The organism is Achromobacter sp. D10 (assembly GCF_035282245.1).
GTDB classification, from domain to species: domain Bacteria; phylum Pseudomonadota; class Gammaproteobacteria; order Burkholderiales; family Burkholderiaceae_B; genus Achromobacter; species Achromobacter insolitus.
This window is the reverse complement of record NZ_JAYJLE010000005.1, coordinates 248,965-262,706: the sequence shown is the minus strand read 5'-3', so window position 1 is coordinate 262,706 and position 13,742 is coordinate 248,965. Positions and strand designations below refer to the sequence as shown.

Annotated in this window: 10 protein-coding genes; 7 read left to right on the top strand and 3 right to left on the bottom strand. The window is 65.7% G+C overall.

The window, feature by feature from the left end; genetic code table 11:
- Position 1 precedes the first annotated feature (1 nt).
- The 6 genes from putA (at position 2) to VCS63_RS17155 (ending at position 8,895) form a co-directional block, all read left to right on the top strand.
- Positions 2-3,823 (top strand): trifunctional transcriptional regulator/proline dehydrogenase/L-glutamate gamma-semialdehyde dehydrogenase, encoded by a 3,822-nt coding sequence (putA, locus tag VCS63_RS17180; RefSeq protein ID WP_323880488.1) that lies wholly within the window; start codon positions 2-4, stop codon positions 3,821-3,823.
- Positions 3,824-4,060: 237 nt separating this feature from the next.
- Entirely contained in the window at positions 4,061-5,206 is a 1,146-nt protein-coding gene (locus VCS63_RS17175; protein ID WP_063642376.1) for a branched-chain amino acid ABC transporter substrate-binding protein, read from the top strand.
- Positions 5,207-5,355: 149 nt separating this feature from the next.
- Complete coding sequence (locus VCS63_RS17170; protein ID WP_042797170.1) at positions 5,356-6,285, top strand: branched-chain amino acid ABC transporter permease; 930 nt, start codon at positions 5,356-5,358, stop codon at positions 6,283-6,285.
- Positions 6,282-7,370 (top strand): ABC transporter permease subunit, encoded by a 1,089-nt coding sequence (locus tag VCS63_RS17165; RefSeq protein WP_063642377.1) that lies wholly within the window; start codon positions 6,282-6,284, stop codon positions 7,368-7,370. Before VCS63_RS17170 ends, VCS63_RS17165 begins: the two co-directional genes overlap by 4 nt.
- Positions 7,367-8,167, top strand: a complete 801-nt coding sequence (locus VCS63_RS17160) for an ABC transporter ATP-binding protein (protein ID WP_175199764.1) — start codon at positions 7,367-7,369, stop codon at positions 8,165-8,167. Before VCS63_RS17165 ends, VCS63_RS17160 begins: the two co-directional genes overlap by 4 nt.
- Entirely contained in the window at positions 8,164-8,895 is a 732-nt protein-coding gene (locus VCS63_RS17155) for an ABC transporter ATP-binding protein (RefSeq protein ID WP_042794188.1), read from the top strand. The genes VCS63_RS17160 and VCS63_RS17155 overlap by 4 nt, the downstream gene beginning before the upstream one ends.
- 894 nt (positions 8,896-9,789) lie before the next feature.
- Here VCS63_RS17155 and VCS63_RS17150 read toward each other — a convergent pair.
- From VCS63_RS17150 to VCS63_RS17140, 3 genes are read right to left on the bottom strand one after another with little or no spacing between them, the layout of a single operon-like run.
- Positions 9,790-11,028: a CaiB/BaiF CoA transferase family protein gene (locus VCS63_RS17150; RefSeq protein ID WP_042797169.1), complete on the bottom strand. Its 1,239-nt coding sequence runs from the start codon at positions 11,026-11,028 to the stop codon at positions 9,790-9,792.
- Between the two features lie 19 nt (positions 11,029-11,047).
- Positions 11,048-11,848: an enoyl-CoA hydratase/isomerase family protein gene (locus tag VCS63_RS17145; RefSeq protein ID WP_323880486.1), complete on the bottom strand. Its 801-nt coding sequence runs from the start codon at positions 11,846-11,848 to the stop codon at positions 11,048-11,050.
- A gap of 49 nt (positions 11,849-11,897) precedes the next feature.
- Positions 11,898-12,893, bottom strand: coding sequence for a Bug family tripartite tricarboxylate transporter substrate binding protein (locus tag VCS63_RS17140; protein ID WP_149064292.1), 996 nt, complete (start codon positions 12,891-12,893; stop codon positions 11,898-11,900).
- A 128-nt stretch (positions 12,894-13,021) separates the two neighbouring features.
- Here VCS63_RS17140 and VCS63_RS17135 point away from each other — a divergent pair, with 128 nt between their 5' ends.
- On the top strand, positions 13,022-13,723 hold the full coding sequence (locus VCS63_RS17135) for a GntR family transcriptional regulator (RefSeq protein ID WP_223306499.1): 702 nt from the start codon (positions 13,022-13,024) through the stop codon (positions 13,721-13,723).
- Positions 13,724-13,742 lie beyond the last annotated feature (19 nt).

Sequence of the window (13,742 nt, the reverse complement as noted above, 5' to 3'; positions counted from 1 at the left end):
TATGGCCAGCACGACCCTAGGCGTTAAAGTCGACGACGCGCTCCGCGACCGGCTGAAGGCCGCCGCGCAAAAGCTCAATTGCACGCCTCATTGGCTGCACAAGCAGGCGATTCTTGCCTACCTGGACAAGATCGAGCGCGGCCACCTGCCTGCCGAGATGTCTCATCTGGGTATGGATGCAGGCGGCGAGGACGAATCGGGCGAGGGCCATGCCACGCCCACGCCGCCGTTCTACGAATTCGGCCAGGACGTGCAACCGCAGTCGGTGTTGCGCGCGGCCATTACCGCGGCCTATCGGCGCCCCGAGCCCGAGTGCGTGCCCCTGCTGCTGGGCCAGGCCCGCATGCCCAACCTGGAAAAGATCCACGCAATGGCCGCCGACCTGGTCAGGAAGTTGCGCGGCAAGCGCAGCGGCGGTGGGGTAGAGGGACTGATCCAGGAATTCTCGCTGTCCAGCCAGGAAGGCGTGGCGCTGATGTGCCTGGCCGAGGCGCTGCTGCGCATTCCCGATCGCGCCACGCGCGATGCGCTGATCCGCGACAAGGTCGCCCGCGGCGACTGGAAGTCGCACATGGGCGGCTCGCAATCCCTGTTCGTGAACGCCGCTACCTGGGGGCTGATGATCACGGGCAAGCTGGTGGCCGTGAGCAGCGAGCAATCGCTGTCCAAGGCGCTGACCCGCCTGATCGGCAAGGGTGGCGAGCCGCTGGTGCGCAAGGGCGTGAACATGGCCATGCGCATGATGGGCGAGCAGTTCGTGTCGGGACAGACCATTTCCGAAGCGCTGGCCAACAACCGCAAGTTGGAGGCACGCGGCTTCCGCTATTCCTACGACATGCTGGGCGAGGCCGCGACCACGGCCGAGGACGCCGACCGCTATTACGCGTCGTACGAGCAGGCCATCCACGCGATAGGCAAGGCCGCGGCGGGTCGCGGAATCTACGAAGGCCCGGGCATCTCGATCAAGCTATCTGCCTTGCATCCGCGTTACTCTCGCGCCCAGCGCGAGCGCGTCATGGCTGAATTGCTGCCGCGCGTGAAGGCGCTGACCGTGCTGGCTCGCAGCTACGACATCGGCCTGAATATCGACGCCGAGGAGGCCGACCGCCTGGAAATATCGCTGGACCTGCTGGAGGCGCTTTGCTTCGAGCCCGAGCTGGACGGTTGGAACGGTATCGGCTTCGTGATCCAGGCCTACCAGAAGCGTGCGCCCTTTGTGATCGACTACGTGATCGACCTGGCCCGCCGCAGCCGCCACCGCGTAATGGTGCGCCTGGTCAAGGGCGCGTACTGGGACAGCGAGATCAAGCGCGCCCAGGTCGATGGCCTGGAAGGTTATCCGGTCTACACGCGCAAGGTCTACACGGATGTGGCCTACCTGGCCTGCGCCCGCAAGCTGCTGGGCGCGCCGGAGGCGGTGTTCCCGCAGTTCGCCACGCACAACGCCTACACGCTGTCGGCCATCTACCAGCTGGCGGGCCAGAATTACTACCCCGGCCAGTACGAATTCCAATGCCTGCACGGCATGGGCGAACCCTTGTACGACGAAGTGGTGGGTCCGTTGTCCCAAGGCAAGCTCAATCGCCCGTGCCGCATCTACGCGCCGGTGGGCACGCATGAAACCTTGCTGGCCTACCTGGTGCGCCGCTTGCTCGAAAACGGCGCCAACACGTCCTTCGTCAACCTGATCGGCGACGAGAGCATCCCGGTCGAGCAACTGGTGGCCGACCCGGTGGAAGCCGCCGCGCGCATCGTGCCGCTGGGCGCGCCCCACGAGAAGATTCCGCTGCCGCGGGAACTCTATGGCAATCCGCAGGAGGGCGCGCGGCCCAATTCGGCGGGCCTGGACCTGAGCAATGAACATCGCCTGGGATCGCTGTCCGCCGCCTTGTTGGCGAGCGCCGCGATGCCGTGGCGCGCCGGGCCCATGCTGGGTGAAGGCGAGGGGGCTTGGGATGCCGCCCGCGCCATCGAGGTTCGCAACCCCGCCAACCTGCGCGACGTGGTGGGCCACGTGATCGAGGCACAGGAAGCGGAGGCCGAGGCCGCGCTGCGTGCCGCCGCCAATACGGCGCCCATCTGGCAATCCACGCCGGTGACCGAGCGCGCCCAGTGCCTGCGCCGTGCCGCGCAATTGCTGGAAGAGCAGATGCAGACCTTGCTTGGCCTGATCGTGCGGGAGGCCGGCAAGTCGCTGCCCAACGCCATCGCCGAAGTACGCGAGGCCGTGGACTTCCTGCGTTATTACGCGGACCAGGCCGAGGCGGAGTTCAGCAACGATACGCATCGCCCGCTAGGCACTGTGCTGTGCATCAGCCCCTGGAATTTCCCGCTGGCCATTTTCACGGGCCAGGTGGCGGCCGCGCTGGCCGCCGGCAATACGGTGGTTGCCAAGCCCGCCGAACAGACGCCGTTGATCGCCGCGCAAGCCGTCGCCATCCTGCGCGCGGCCGGCGTGCCGGCCGGGGCCGTGCAACTGCTGCCGGGCCGCGGCGAAACCGTAGGCGCGCAACTGGTGGCCAGCCCGAGCGTGCGCGGTGTGATGTTTACCGGTTCCACCGACGTCGCGCGCATCATCGCCCGCACGCTGGCGGACCGCCTGGACGACGCCGGCCACACCATCCCGCTGATCGCGGAGACCGGCGGCCAGAACGCCATGGTGGTGGATTCCTCGGCGTTGTCGGAGCAGGTTGTGTTCGACGTGCTGACCTCCGCGTTCGATTCGGCGGGCCAGCGTTGCTCGGCGCTGCGCGTGCTGTGCGTGCAGGAAGACAATGCCGACCACGTGCTGACCATGCTGCGCGGCGCGATGCGCGAACTGAGCGTGGGCAACCCCGACCGCCTGTCCGTGGACGTGGGGCCCGTGATCGACACGGAAGCGCGCAATGGCATCCAGCGCCACATCGAGACGCTGCGCACGGCGGGCCACCGCGTCGATCAGGTGGAACTGAATGGCGAATGCCGCCATGGCACCTTCGTGCCGCCCACCATCATCGAAATCGACCATATCAGCGAACTGACGCGCGAAGTGTTCGGCCCCGTGCTGCACGTAGTCCGCTACAAGCGCGATGAGCTCGACGCCTTGCTGGACGCTATCAACGGCACCGGTTATGGCCTGACATTCGGCGTGCATACGCGCATTGATGAAACCATTGCGCACGTGACTGGCCAGGTCCACGCGGGCAACGTTTACGTGAACCGCAATATCGTGGGCGCTGTGGTGGGCGTGCAGCCCTTTGGCGGCGAATGCCTGTCCGGCACCGGCCCCAAGGCCGGCGGTCCGCTCTACATGTATCGCTTGCTGGGCACGCGCCCGGCTGGCTTGCCACCGGCCCTCGATGCGGCAGCGCCCTTGCCGCAGCGCATTGCGCTGCCGGGCCCGACCGGCGAAACCAATACTTATGTGGTCGAGCCGCGCGGCGCGGTGTATTGCGTGGCCGCCACCGAAGCCGGCGCGCGGGCGCAATGGTCGGTCGCCAGACTGACCGGCAACCATGCCTGGTTCGCGGACACGCCGGCGGCGCAGGCGCTGTTGGCGTCGCTGGACGCCAGCCAGCAGGAGCAGGCAGGCATTCTGGCCGATGACGAGGTCGACCAGGCGGACTATCAAGCCGTGCTGTTCGAAGGCGATGGCGACGCGCTGCGGGCGCTGAACCAGCGCATCGCGCAGCGTCCGGGGGCCATTCTGTCGGTGCATGGCCTCACGTCCGACGCGATCGCGGCTGGCGCCAGCTATGTCCCGGAACGCCTGCTGGCGGAGCGCTCCCTCAGCGTCAATACGGCAGCGGCGGGCGGCAACGCCAGCCTCATGACCATCGGTTGAGGCCGGCTGTGGGCAACCCTTGGGTATCCAAGGGTTATCTCCAATATCGGCCGGGGTTGCACTGGAAGCAAAATCCGGTCGCACCTCAAATCCGGAAGTCGCAACCCGGCTTCCGGATCTTGCAGAATTTGCAGGCGCAAGCTCCCGCTACATCGGGCTTGCAGTAGTGAAAAACCAAAAGCCTGGCTAAAAGCTCAGGTATAACAAGGTCTTAAGTCCGACACTCGGAGGATACCCATGAAGTTCCGCACCACTTTGAAGCTTCTCGCCGCCAGCATCGCCGCCGCCGGCATGGCCGCCTCCGCGCAGGCAGCCGACGTCAAGTTCGGCTTTGCCGCGCCGCTGACCGGTCCGCAATCGCACTATGGCGAAGACATGCAGAACGGCCTGAACCTGGCCCTGGAAGAAGCCAACAAGAAGGGCATCAAGGTCGACGGCGAAACCGCCAAGTTCGTGCTGGTGTCGCGCGACGACCAGGCGGATCCCCGCGTCGGTGTGCAGGTTGCCCAGCAATTGGTCGACCAGGACGTGGTCGGCATCCTGGGCCACTTCAACTCGGGTACGACGATCCCGGCTTCGCGCGTCTACCATGAAGCCGGCCTGCCCCAGATCGCCATGGCGACTTCTCCCGAATACACCAAGCAAGGCTACGAGACTACCTTCCGCATGATGACCAGCGACACCCAGCAGGGCGCCGCGGTCGGCAAGTTCATGGTCGAAAAGCTGAAGGCCAAGAAGGTCGCCATCATTGATGACCGCACTGCTTATGGCCAGGGCCTGGCTGACGAGGTCGAGAAGGCCGTCAAGGCGGCCGGCGGCCAGGTCGTGCGCCGCGAGTACACCACCGACAAGGCCAATGACTTCACCGCCATCCTGACCAACATCAAGGGTTCCGCTCCCGACGCCATTTTCTATGGCGGCCTGGACGCGCAATCCGGCCCCATGAAGCGCCAGTTGGCGACCCTGGGCCTGAAGGCGCCGCTGGTTTCGGGTGAAATGACCCGCAGCGATACCTTCATCAAGCTGGCGGGCGATGCCGCCGACGGCACCTACGCCTCGCTGGCCGGCGTGCCGCTGGACAAGATGGCCGCGGGCAAGGACTTCGAGCAGCGCTACCAGGCGCGCTTCAAGAAGGCGCCTGGCGTGTACGCGCCTTACGCCTACGATGGCGCGTGGAACATGATCTCCGCCATCGAGCAGGCCGGTTCCGCCAAGCCCGAGAAGTACCTGCCGGCCCTGGCCAAGCTGAACCGCAAGGGCGCGACCAGCGAGCACATCTCGTATGACGCCAACGGCGATTTGAAGGAAATCTCGGTCACCATCTACGAAGTCAAGAACGGCAAGTGGGAGATGGTTGAAACGATGGTCAGCCAAGCCAACTAAGGCGGTTGGACCCGGGCGGGAAGCCGGCTGCGCGCCGCATCCCGCCCGCTTTGCAGCGTGCGCGCCGCCCGGCGCGCGCCACGCGCGGCGCTGTGGCAGGCCCGAGGGCCGCCACCGCGCGATTTTTCCAGGCTTATTCCGCGGCCCCTATGGATATCTTCATTCAACAACTGATAAACGGCGTCACGCTAGGCAGCGTGTACGCCCTGGTCGCCCTCGGCTACACCATGGTGTACGGCATCATCGGGCTGATCAACTTCGCGCATGGCGATGTCGTCATGATCGGCGCGATGGCGGCGACCACCATTGCCATTTCGCTGGTGGGCGGCGATCCCTCCACGTCCGCCTTCGTCGTGCTGGGCGTCGGCTTGCTGGTGTCCGTGCCGCTGTGCATGGCGGTGGGCTGGACCGCCGAGCGCGTGGCTTACCGGCCGCTGCGCCGCGCGCCCCGCCTGGCCGCGCTGATCACCGCCATCGGCGTATCCATCATCCTGCAGAACGTGGCCATGATGGGCTGGGGCCGCAACTACCTGAACTTTCCGCAGGTGCTGTCGCCGCAGGTGTTCGAGATCGGCGGGGCGCGCATGAGCTCGCTGCAGATCGCCATCGTGGTGATCGCCGCCCTGATCATGGGCGGGCTGCTGGCCGTGGTGCACAAGACGCGGCTGGGCACGGCGATGCGCGCCACCGCGCAGAACCGCGAAGTGGCCGGGCTGATGGGCGTGAATATCAACACCGTCATTTCGGCAGCCTTCCTGATCGGATCTGCGCTGGCCGCGGTGGCCGGCATGATGGTGGCGACCTACTACGGCGTGTCCCAATACACCATGGGTTTCATGCTGGGGCTGAAAGCCTTCACGGCCGCGGTGCTGGGCGGCATCGGCAATCTGGTCGGCGCCATGGCGGGCGGCCTGCTGCTGGGCATCATCGAATCCCTGGGCGCCGGCTACATCGGCGACCTGACGGGCGGCTTCCTGGGCAGCCACTATCAGGACGTGTTCGCGTTCTTCGTGTTGGTGCTGGTGCTGATCTTCCGTCCCTCGGGCCTGTTGGGCGAACGCGTGGGAGACCGGGCATGAGCACAACCCTGAAGAACAGCGGGTTCTCGACCCGCAACCTGATCGGCATCGCGCTGATCGGCGTGGTGCTGGCGGTGCTGCCGTTTGTCATCGGCATGGCCGGCCAGAGCTGGGTGCGCATCCTAAACTTCGCCTTGCTGTACGTAATGCTGTCGCTGGGCTTGAACATCGTGGTGGGCTTTGCCGGATTGCTGGACCTGGGCTACATCGCGTTCTATGCGGTGGGCGCCTACACCTGGGCGTTGTTGGCTTCGCCGCATTTCGGCCTGCACCTGCCGTTCTGGGCGATCCTGCCGATCGCGCTGGCGGTGGCGTGCTTGTTCGGCGTGCTGCTGGGGGCGCCCACGCTCAAGCTCAGAGGCGATTACCTGGCCATCGTGACCCTGGGTTTCGGCGAGATCATCCGCATCTTCCTGAACAACCTGAATGCGCCGGTCAACATCACCAACGGGCCGCAGGGCATCAACCGTATCGACACCTTCAAGGTAGGCGAATTCGCTTTCGGCCGCACAGAGAGCCTGCTGGGTCTGCGCGTGACCGGGCCCGAAAAATACTACTACCTGCTGCTTGCCCTGACGTTGATCATCGTAGTGGTCTGCGTGCGCCTGCAGAATTCGCGCATCGGCCGAGCCTGGGAAGCGATTCGCGAAGACGAGATCGCGGCCAAGGCCATGGGCATCAATACCCGCAACATCAAGCTGCTGGCGTTCGCGATGGGCGCGTCCTTCGGCGGCGTGGCGGGCGCATTGTTCGCGTCGATGCAGGGCTTCGTCAGTCCCGAGAGCTTCTCGCTGATGGAATCCATCTCCATCCTGTGCATGGTGGTGCTGGGCGGCATGGGCCACATCCCGGGCGTGATCCTCGGGGCGTTGATCCTGGCGGCGCTGCCGGAGTTCCTGCGCGCAGTGGTCGAACCCGTTCAACACATGCTGTTCGGTGCCGTGGTGCTGGATCCCGAAGGCATCCGCATGCTGCTGTTCGGCCTGGCCATGGTGTGCGTGATGTTGTTCCGTCCTGCCGGCCTGTGGCCCTCGGCGGTGCGCAAGCGTGAACTGGCGACGAAGACCCAAGGAGGCGCGGCATGAGCAAACTGCTGCAAGCCCAAGGATTGGGCAAGCGCTTCGGCGGCCTGCAGGCGTTGTCGGACGTCAGCTTTGATATCGAGCAGGGGGAGATCTACGGCCTGATCGGTCCCAACGGCGCGGGCAAGACCACGCTGTTCAACGTGCTTACGGGCCTGTACATCCCGGAAGAGGGCAACTGCACTTTCAACGGCGAATCCATGACCGGCAAGAAGCCGCATGAAGTCGCCTATGCGGGGCTGGCGCGCACCTTCCAGAACATCCGGCTGTTCGCCAACCTGAGCGCCATCGAGAACGTGATGATCGGCCGCCACATGCGCACGCGGTCCGGCGTGTTCGGAGCCGTGCTGCGCACGCGCGCCACGCGGGCCGAAGAGGCCGCGACGGAAGCGCGGGCTCAGGAGTTGCTGGACTATGTCGGCATCGGCCATCGCTCCAACGACGTCGCGCGCTCGCTTCCCTATGGCGACCAGCGGCGCCTGGAAATTGCGCGCGCCCTGGCCACCGATCCCAAGCTGCTGGCGCTGGACGAACCGGCGGCAGGCATGAACGCGTCGGAAACCGTGGTGTTGCGCAAGCTGGTCGAGAAGATCCGCGCCGACGGCATCACCGTGCTGCTCATCGAGCACGACATGAAGCTCGTCATGGGCCTGTGCGACCGCGTGCTGGTGCTTGAATACGGCAAGGTGCTGGCCATGGGCAAACCCGCCCAGGTGCAGCGCGATCCCAAGGTCATCGAAGCGTATCTGGGCGCCGGCGCTGCGCAGGATCCGCAGATTCATCAGGAGCGCCCGGCATGACGGCAGCATCCCAACCCCTACTGGAATTACGGGGCCTGCAGGTCTCTTACGGCGGCATCCGCGCGGTGCGCGGCATCGACCTGCGTGTGGACGAAGGCGAGCTGGTCTGCCTGATCGGCGCCAACGGCGCCGGCAAGAGCACCACGTTGCGCGCTATCTGCGGACTGGTGCCGCTGGCAGGCGGTGAAGTGGTTTACGCGGGCCAATCCGTCGGCGGGCAGAAATCGCACGAGCTGGTGCGACGCGGCCTGGTGATGGTGCCGGAAGGGCGTGGCATCTTCGGCCAGCTCACCATCGAGGAAAACCTGGCGATGGGGGCCTACATCCGCCGCGATGCGGCCCAGATCCGCCAGGACACCGACCGTGTCTTCACGCTGTTCCCGCGCCTGGCCGAGCGTCGCAAGCAGGCGGCCGGCACATTGTCCGGCGGCGAGCAGCAGATGGTGGCGATGGGCCGCGCGATGATCGCGCGCCCCAGGCTGCTGTTGCTGGACGAGCCCTCGATGGGCCTGGCGCCGCTGATGGTGGAGAAGGTCTTCGAAGTGGTGCGCACCATCGCCAGCGAAGGCGTCACCATTCTGCTGATCGAGCAGAACGCGCGCCTGGCATTGGAAAACAGCCATCGCGGCTACGTGATGGAGTCCGGCGAGATCATCCTGTCAGGTCCCGCCGGCGACATGTTGCACGATCCCAAGGTGCGTGCGGCCTACCTGGGTGAGTCGGAGTAGGGCGCGGCCGGGATCTTCTGGGCGGCAGGGCTTCGAGCTTGCCGATGTCAAAGTTCTTTAGCCGCCGAGGCTGCCCTGCGCCATTCCGATGCTCGCCCCGGTGGGGCTGCGCTTCGTATGGCTCCGGGGTCCTCGGCTAGCGGTCGCGCAATGCATTGGTTTCGGACCGCGTTCATGGGCAGATGCCATGAGCCGGTGGGCGGGCGGAGGGATCCGAAGCACAGCCCCATTGGGGCGAGCATCGGAATCCCGCAGTCCGGACGTCGGCGGCGCAAGGGCCCTGTCTCATCAGAAGGAAGTGCGGGGCGGCAAGGCTTCGAGCTTGCGGATGTCAAAGTTCTTTAGCCCGCCGAGGCTGCCCTGCGCCATTCCGATGCTCGCCCCGGCGGGGCTGCGCTTCGTATGGCTCCGGGGTCCTCGGCTGACAGTCGCGCAATGCGCTGGTTTTAGACCGCGTTCATGGGCAGGTGCCATGAGCCGGTGGCTGGGCGGAGGGATCCAAAGCGCAGCTCCATTGGGGCGAGCATCGGAATCCCTCAGTCCGGACGTCGGCGGCGCAAGAACCCTGTCTCATAAGAAGGAAGTGCGGGGCGGCAGGGCTTCGAGCTTGCGGATGTCAAAGTTCTTTAGCCCGCCGAGGCTGCCCTGCGCCATTCCGATGCTCGCCCCAATGGGGCTGCGCTTCGTATGGCTCCGGGGTCCTCGGCTGGTAGTCGCCCCATGCGTCGGTCTTGGACCCCGTTCATGGGCAGGTGCCGTGAGGCGGCGGCCGGGCGGAGGGATCCGAAGCGCAGCCCCGCCGGGGCGAGCATCGGAATCCCGCAGTCCGGACGTCGGCGGCGCAAGAACCCCAGCCTTGCAAAACCAAACGCCAGCAATTCCGCCTAAGATGCCCTAAGCCGGTGCGCGTTCACGGTCTACGGCCGCGACCACGCCGGCGTCTATCAGCGCATCGATTTCCTGTTCTCCGTAGCCGAACTCTCCCAGGATGGCGATGCTGTCCTCGCCCAGGCGCGGCGCCGCGCGATGATACTGGGCGGGTGTGGCCGACAGCTTCACGGGCATGCCCACGGTGCGCACCTTGCCGGCCACCGGGTGATCCTGTTCCACCACCATGCCGCGTGCCAGCGTCTGCGGATGCGACAGCGCCTGCGCGATCGAATGCACCGGCCCGGCGGGCACGCCGGCCTCATCGAAAACGTCCAGCCATTCCTGCGCGCTGCGCGTCTCCAGGATGGCCGACATCTCTGCCACCAGTTCGTCGCGGTTATTCATGCGGTCGCGGTTGCGGGCGTAGCGCGGATCGTCCGCCCACTGCGGCTTGCCCAGCGCCTGCGCGATGCGCTGCCAGTTCTTCTCGTTGGCGCCGCCGATGATGATCCAGTCGGTGGCCGTGGGGAAGGCCTGGTAGGGCGCGCTCAGTACGTGCGCAGAGCCCGTGGGGCCGGGCGAAACCCCGCTGCCGAAATAGATGGCGGCGTGCCAGTACAGCTGCTGCAGGCTGGCTTCGAGCAGGGAAGTTTCTACGATCTGGCCTTCGCCGGTGCGTTGCTTGTGCTGGTAGGCCGCGAGCACGCCGAATGCCGCCAGCAGGCCAGCGTTGATATCTGCGACGGAGTTGCCGGTGCGCAGCGGCGGCCCGCCCGGTTCGCCGGTAATCGCCATCAGGCCGGAAAAGCCTTGGGCCACGAGATCGAAGCCGCCTTTATCGGCGTACGGGCCGGTGGTGCCGTAGCCCGATACCGCGCAGTAAATGAGGCCGGGATTTTCCTGGCGCAGCGTGTCGTAGCCCAGACCCAGCTTTTCCATCGTGCCTTTGCGGAAGTTCTCCGTCACCACGTCGGCGTCGCGGATCATACGCAGCAGGACCTTTTTGCCTTCCGGGTGCTTCAGGTCCAGCGCGATGGCGCGCTTGTTGCGGTTGAGCATGAGGTAAGGCGCCGAGATGCCGTTGATTTGCGGATCGCGGTACTGGCGTGAATCGTCTCCGCCATCGATCTTTTCGACCTTGATGACGTCGGCGCCCATGTCGGCCAGCATCATGCCGCAGGTCGGACCGGCCATGATCTGCGACAGCTCGATCACGCGCATGCCGGCGAGCGCGCCGGCGGGGCGCTGGGTATCGTTGTCCATGAATCCTCCTTGTTTGCGTTCAGCGGGCATTGAATTGCGGCTTGGCCTTGGCCAGGAAAGCCTGGTAGCCCGTGCGGAAGTCCTCGGTGTCGAAGCAGTCGAAGGCTTCATCGCGATCCGTGTCCGAGAGCGCCTTGCCGCTCACCAGGTTGCGGATGAACTTCTTGTGCCAGCGCGCGACCAGCGGCGCGCCATCGGCGATGCGGCGGGCGGCGGCCCAGGCTTCCTCGGCAACCTGGGCGTCGGGCGCCACGCGAGTGACCACGCCCAGGCGCAAGGCTTCCTGCGCATCGAAAATCGTGCCCTCCAGCAGCACTTGCAACGCGGCGGACGGACCGACCAGGCGCACCAGCGGCGCCAGTTCGGAATACGACATGACCAGGCCAAGATTCTTGATGGGCACGCCGAAACGCGAGCTCTCGCCGCAGATGCGGATATCCGCCAGGCTGGCTATCTCCATCCCGCCGCCCACGCAGATGCCATGGATCTGCGCCACCACCGGGTGGCGGCAATTGCCGATGGCCTCTATGGTTCGGCGCATGACGGCGCCGTACTCGACAGCCTGGCGTTTGTTGCTGCGCGCGGTCTCGAATTCACTGATGTCGTTGCCCGGCGAGAAGGCCTTCTCGCCCGCGCCGCGCAACAGCACGCAGCGCACGCTGTCGTCGGCATCCAGGTCCAGAAAGGTGTCGCCCAGCAGCCGCCAGCTGTCTATGGTGAAGGCGTTGAGCTTTTCCGGGCGGTTCAGCACCACGGTCACGATGTCGCCTTCGCGCTGGCGCAGGATGGGGGAGGAGTCGGGGGTGGGAGTAGCGCTCATAGTGTTCCTTTGCATGGGCGGGGGCGGGCCCCCGCCGGGTCGCTGCGGGTTACTGCTTGCTCAGGCCCAGACTGGCGGTGAGCTTGCCGTACTTGCTCCATTCGTCTTGCACATAGCTTGCGAAGGCCGCGGGATTGGCCGGTCCGCCGCCCAGTTCCATGCCCTGGTCGGCCAGCTTGGCCTTGATATCGGGGTCGGCCAGCGTCTGGCTCAGGGCGTGATCAAGCTTGTCCAACACTGGCTTGGGCAGCTTGGCCGGAGCCAGCACGGCGTACCACTGCACGATGTCCAGGCCCTTGATGCCGGACTCGGCCAGCGTGGGCACGTCGGGCAGGCGCTTGCTGCGTTCGGTGCTGGTCACCGCCAGCGGCCGCAGCTTGCCGGCCTGAATCTGGTTGATGGCGCCCGGCAGGGTGTCGAAGTTCATGTCCACGCTGCCGCCCAGCAGGTCTGTCATGGCCTGGCCGCTGCCTTTGTACGGCACGTGCTCCATGCTGACGCCGGCAATCTGCGAAAAGCGCGCGGCGCTCAGGTGCTGCGGGCTGCCCATGCCGGAAGACGCATAGGTCAATTGCTTGGGTTTGGCGCGGGCGTCGTCCACCAGGTTCTGCACGCTGGCGTAGCTGTGCTTGCTCGGATTGATCACCAGCACGTTCGGTACGGAGCCGATGTAGCGCACCGGCGTGAAATCCTTGATCGGGTCGACGCTGGACTGCACGACATAGGGCGCGGCGACGGTGGATTGCATATTGGCGAGCAACAGGGTGTAGCCGTCGGGATCTGCCTTGGCTACGAAGTCGGCCGCGATCAGGCCGGAGGCCCCAGGCTTGTTCTCGACCACGACTTGCTGGCCCAGCAGCGAGGACAGGCGGGCGGACAGGATCCGGGCCGACACGTCCGTGCCGCCGCCGGGCACGAAACCGACGATCAGGCGTACAGGCCTTTCCGGCCATTTCGAGGCGTCCTGCGCCAGGGCTGGGCTGGCGGCGGCAAGGCCGGCGGACAGCGCCAGGGCGCCGGTCCAGGCGCGAGCGTGCTTATGCATGTGGGTCTCCTTGGTGGATGTAAGCCTGCCCGCGTGTTGCTTGCTCTATGATGGGGTCAGGTTGGTATTCCTTTGGTGTTTGGTATACCAGATACAAAAATAGTCGAATTAGCGAGTGCGAACAACTCATGGCTAACCCTGAAGTTATGGACCAGTCCGTCCCCGATTTGGCCATCCATCACCCGACGCTGCCCGCCGTAGTGGCCGAAAAACTGCGGCAGCTCATCATCGACGGCACGTTCAAGCCGGGCACCTGGTTGAACGAGCGGGACCTGTGCGATCAATTGAAGATTTCGCGCACGCCGCTGCGCGAGGCCTACCGCATGCTGGCCTCGGACGGCCTGGTGACCCTGCAGCCCAAGCGCGGGGCAATGGTGATCGAGCTGTCGGCCGATGACATCGAAAACATTTTCGACGTGCTGTCGGTGCTGGAGGGGTTGGCGGTGCGCAGTGCCGCCGAGCGCGCGACGGACGCGGAACTGGCGCATATCGCGCGATTGCACGCGCAGATGCTCCAGGGGTATGAGCAGCGCGACATACGCGCGTACTTTGCGGCCAGCATGGGCACGCATATCGCCATCAACCGGGCCGCGCACAACCCCGCGCTGACCCATTCCTACGACCGGCTGAACCTGCAGGTGCAGGCGCTGCGCTACAAATCCAACTTCGACATCGATGAATGGACGGCGGCGGTGGCCGACCACGAGGCTTTCGTGCGTGCGCTGATGCAGCGTGACGGCGAACTTGCGGAGTCCCTCATCCGCAAGCACGTGGGCAGCAAGAAGACCTACAACCTGCGTGGCCGCGCGGGCGGCGCGCCCAAGGCCTGAGCGTCCACCCGCGTGCGCG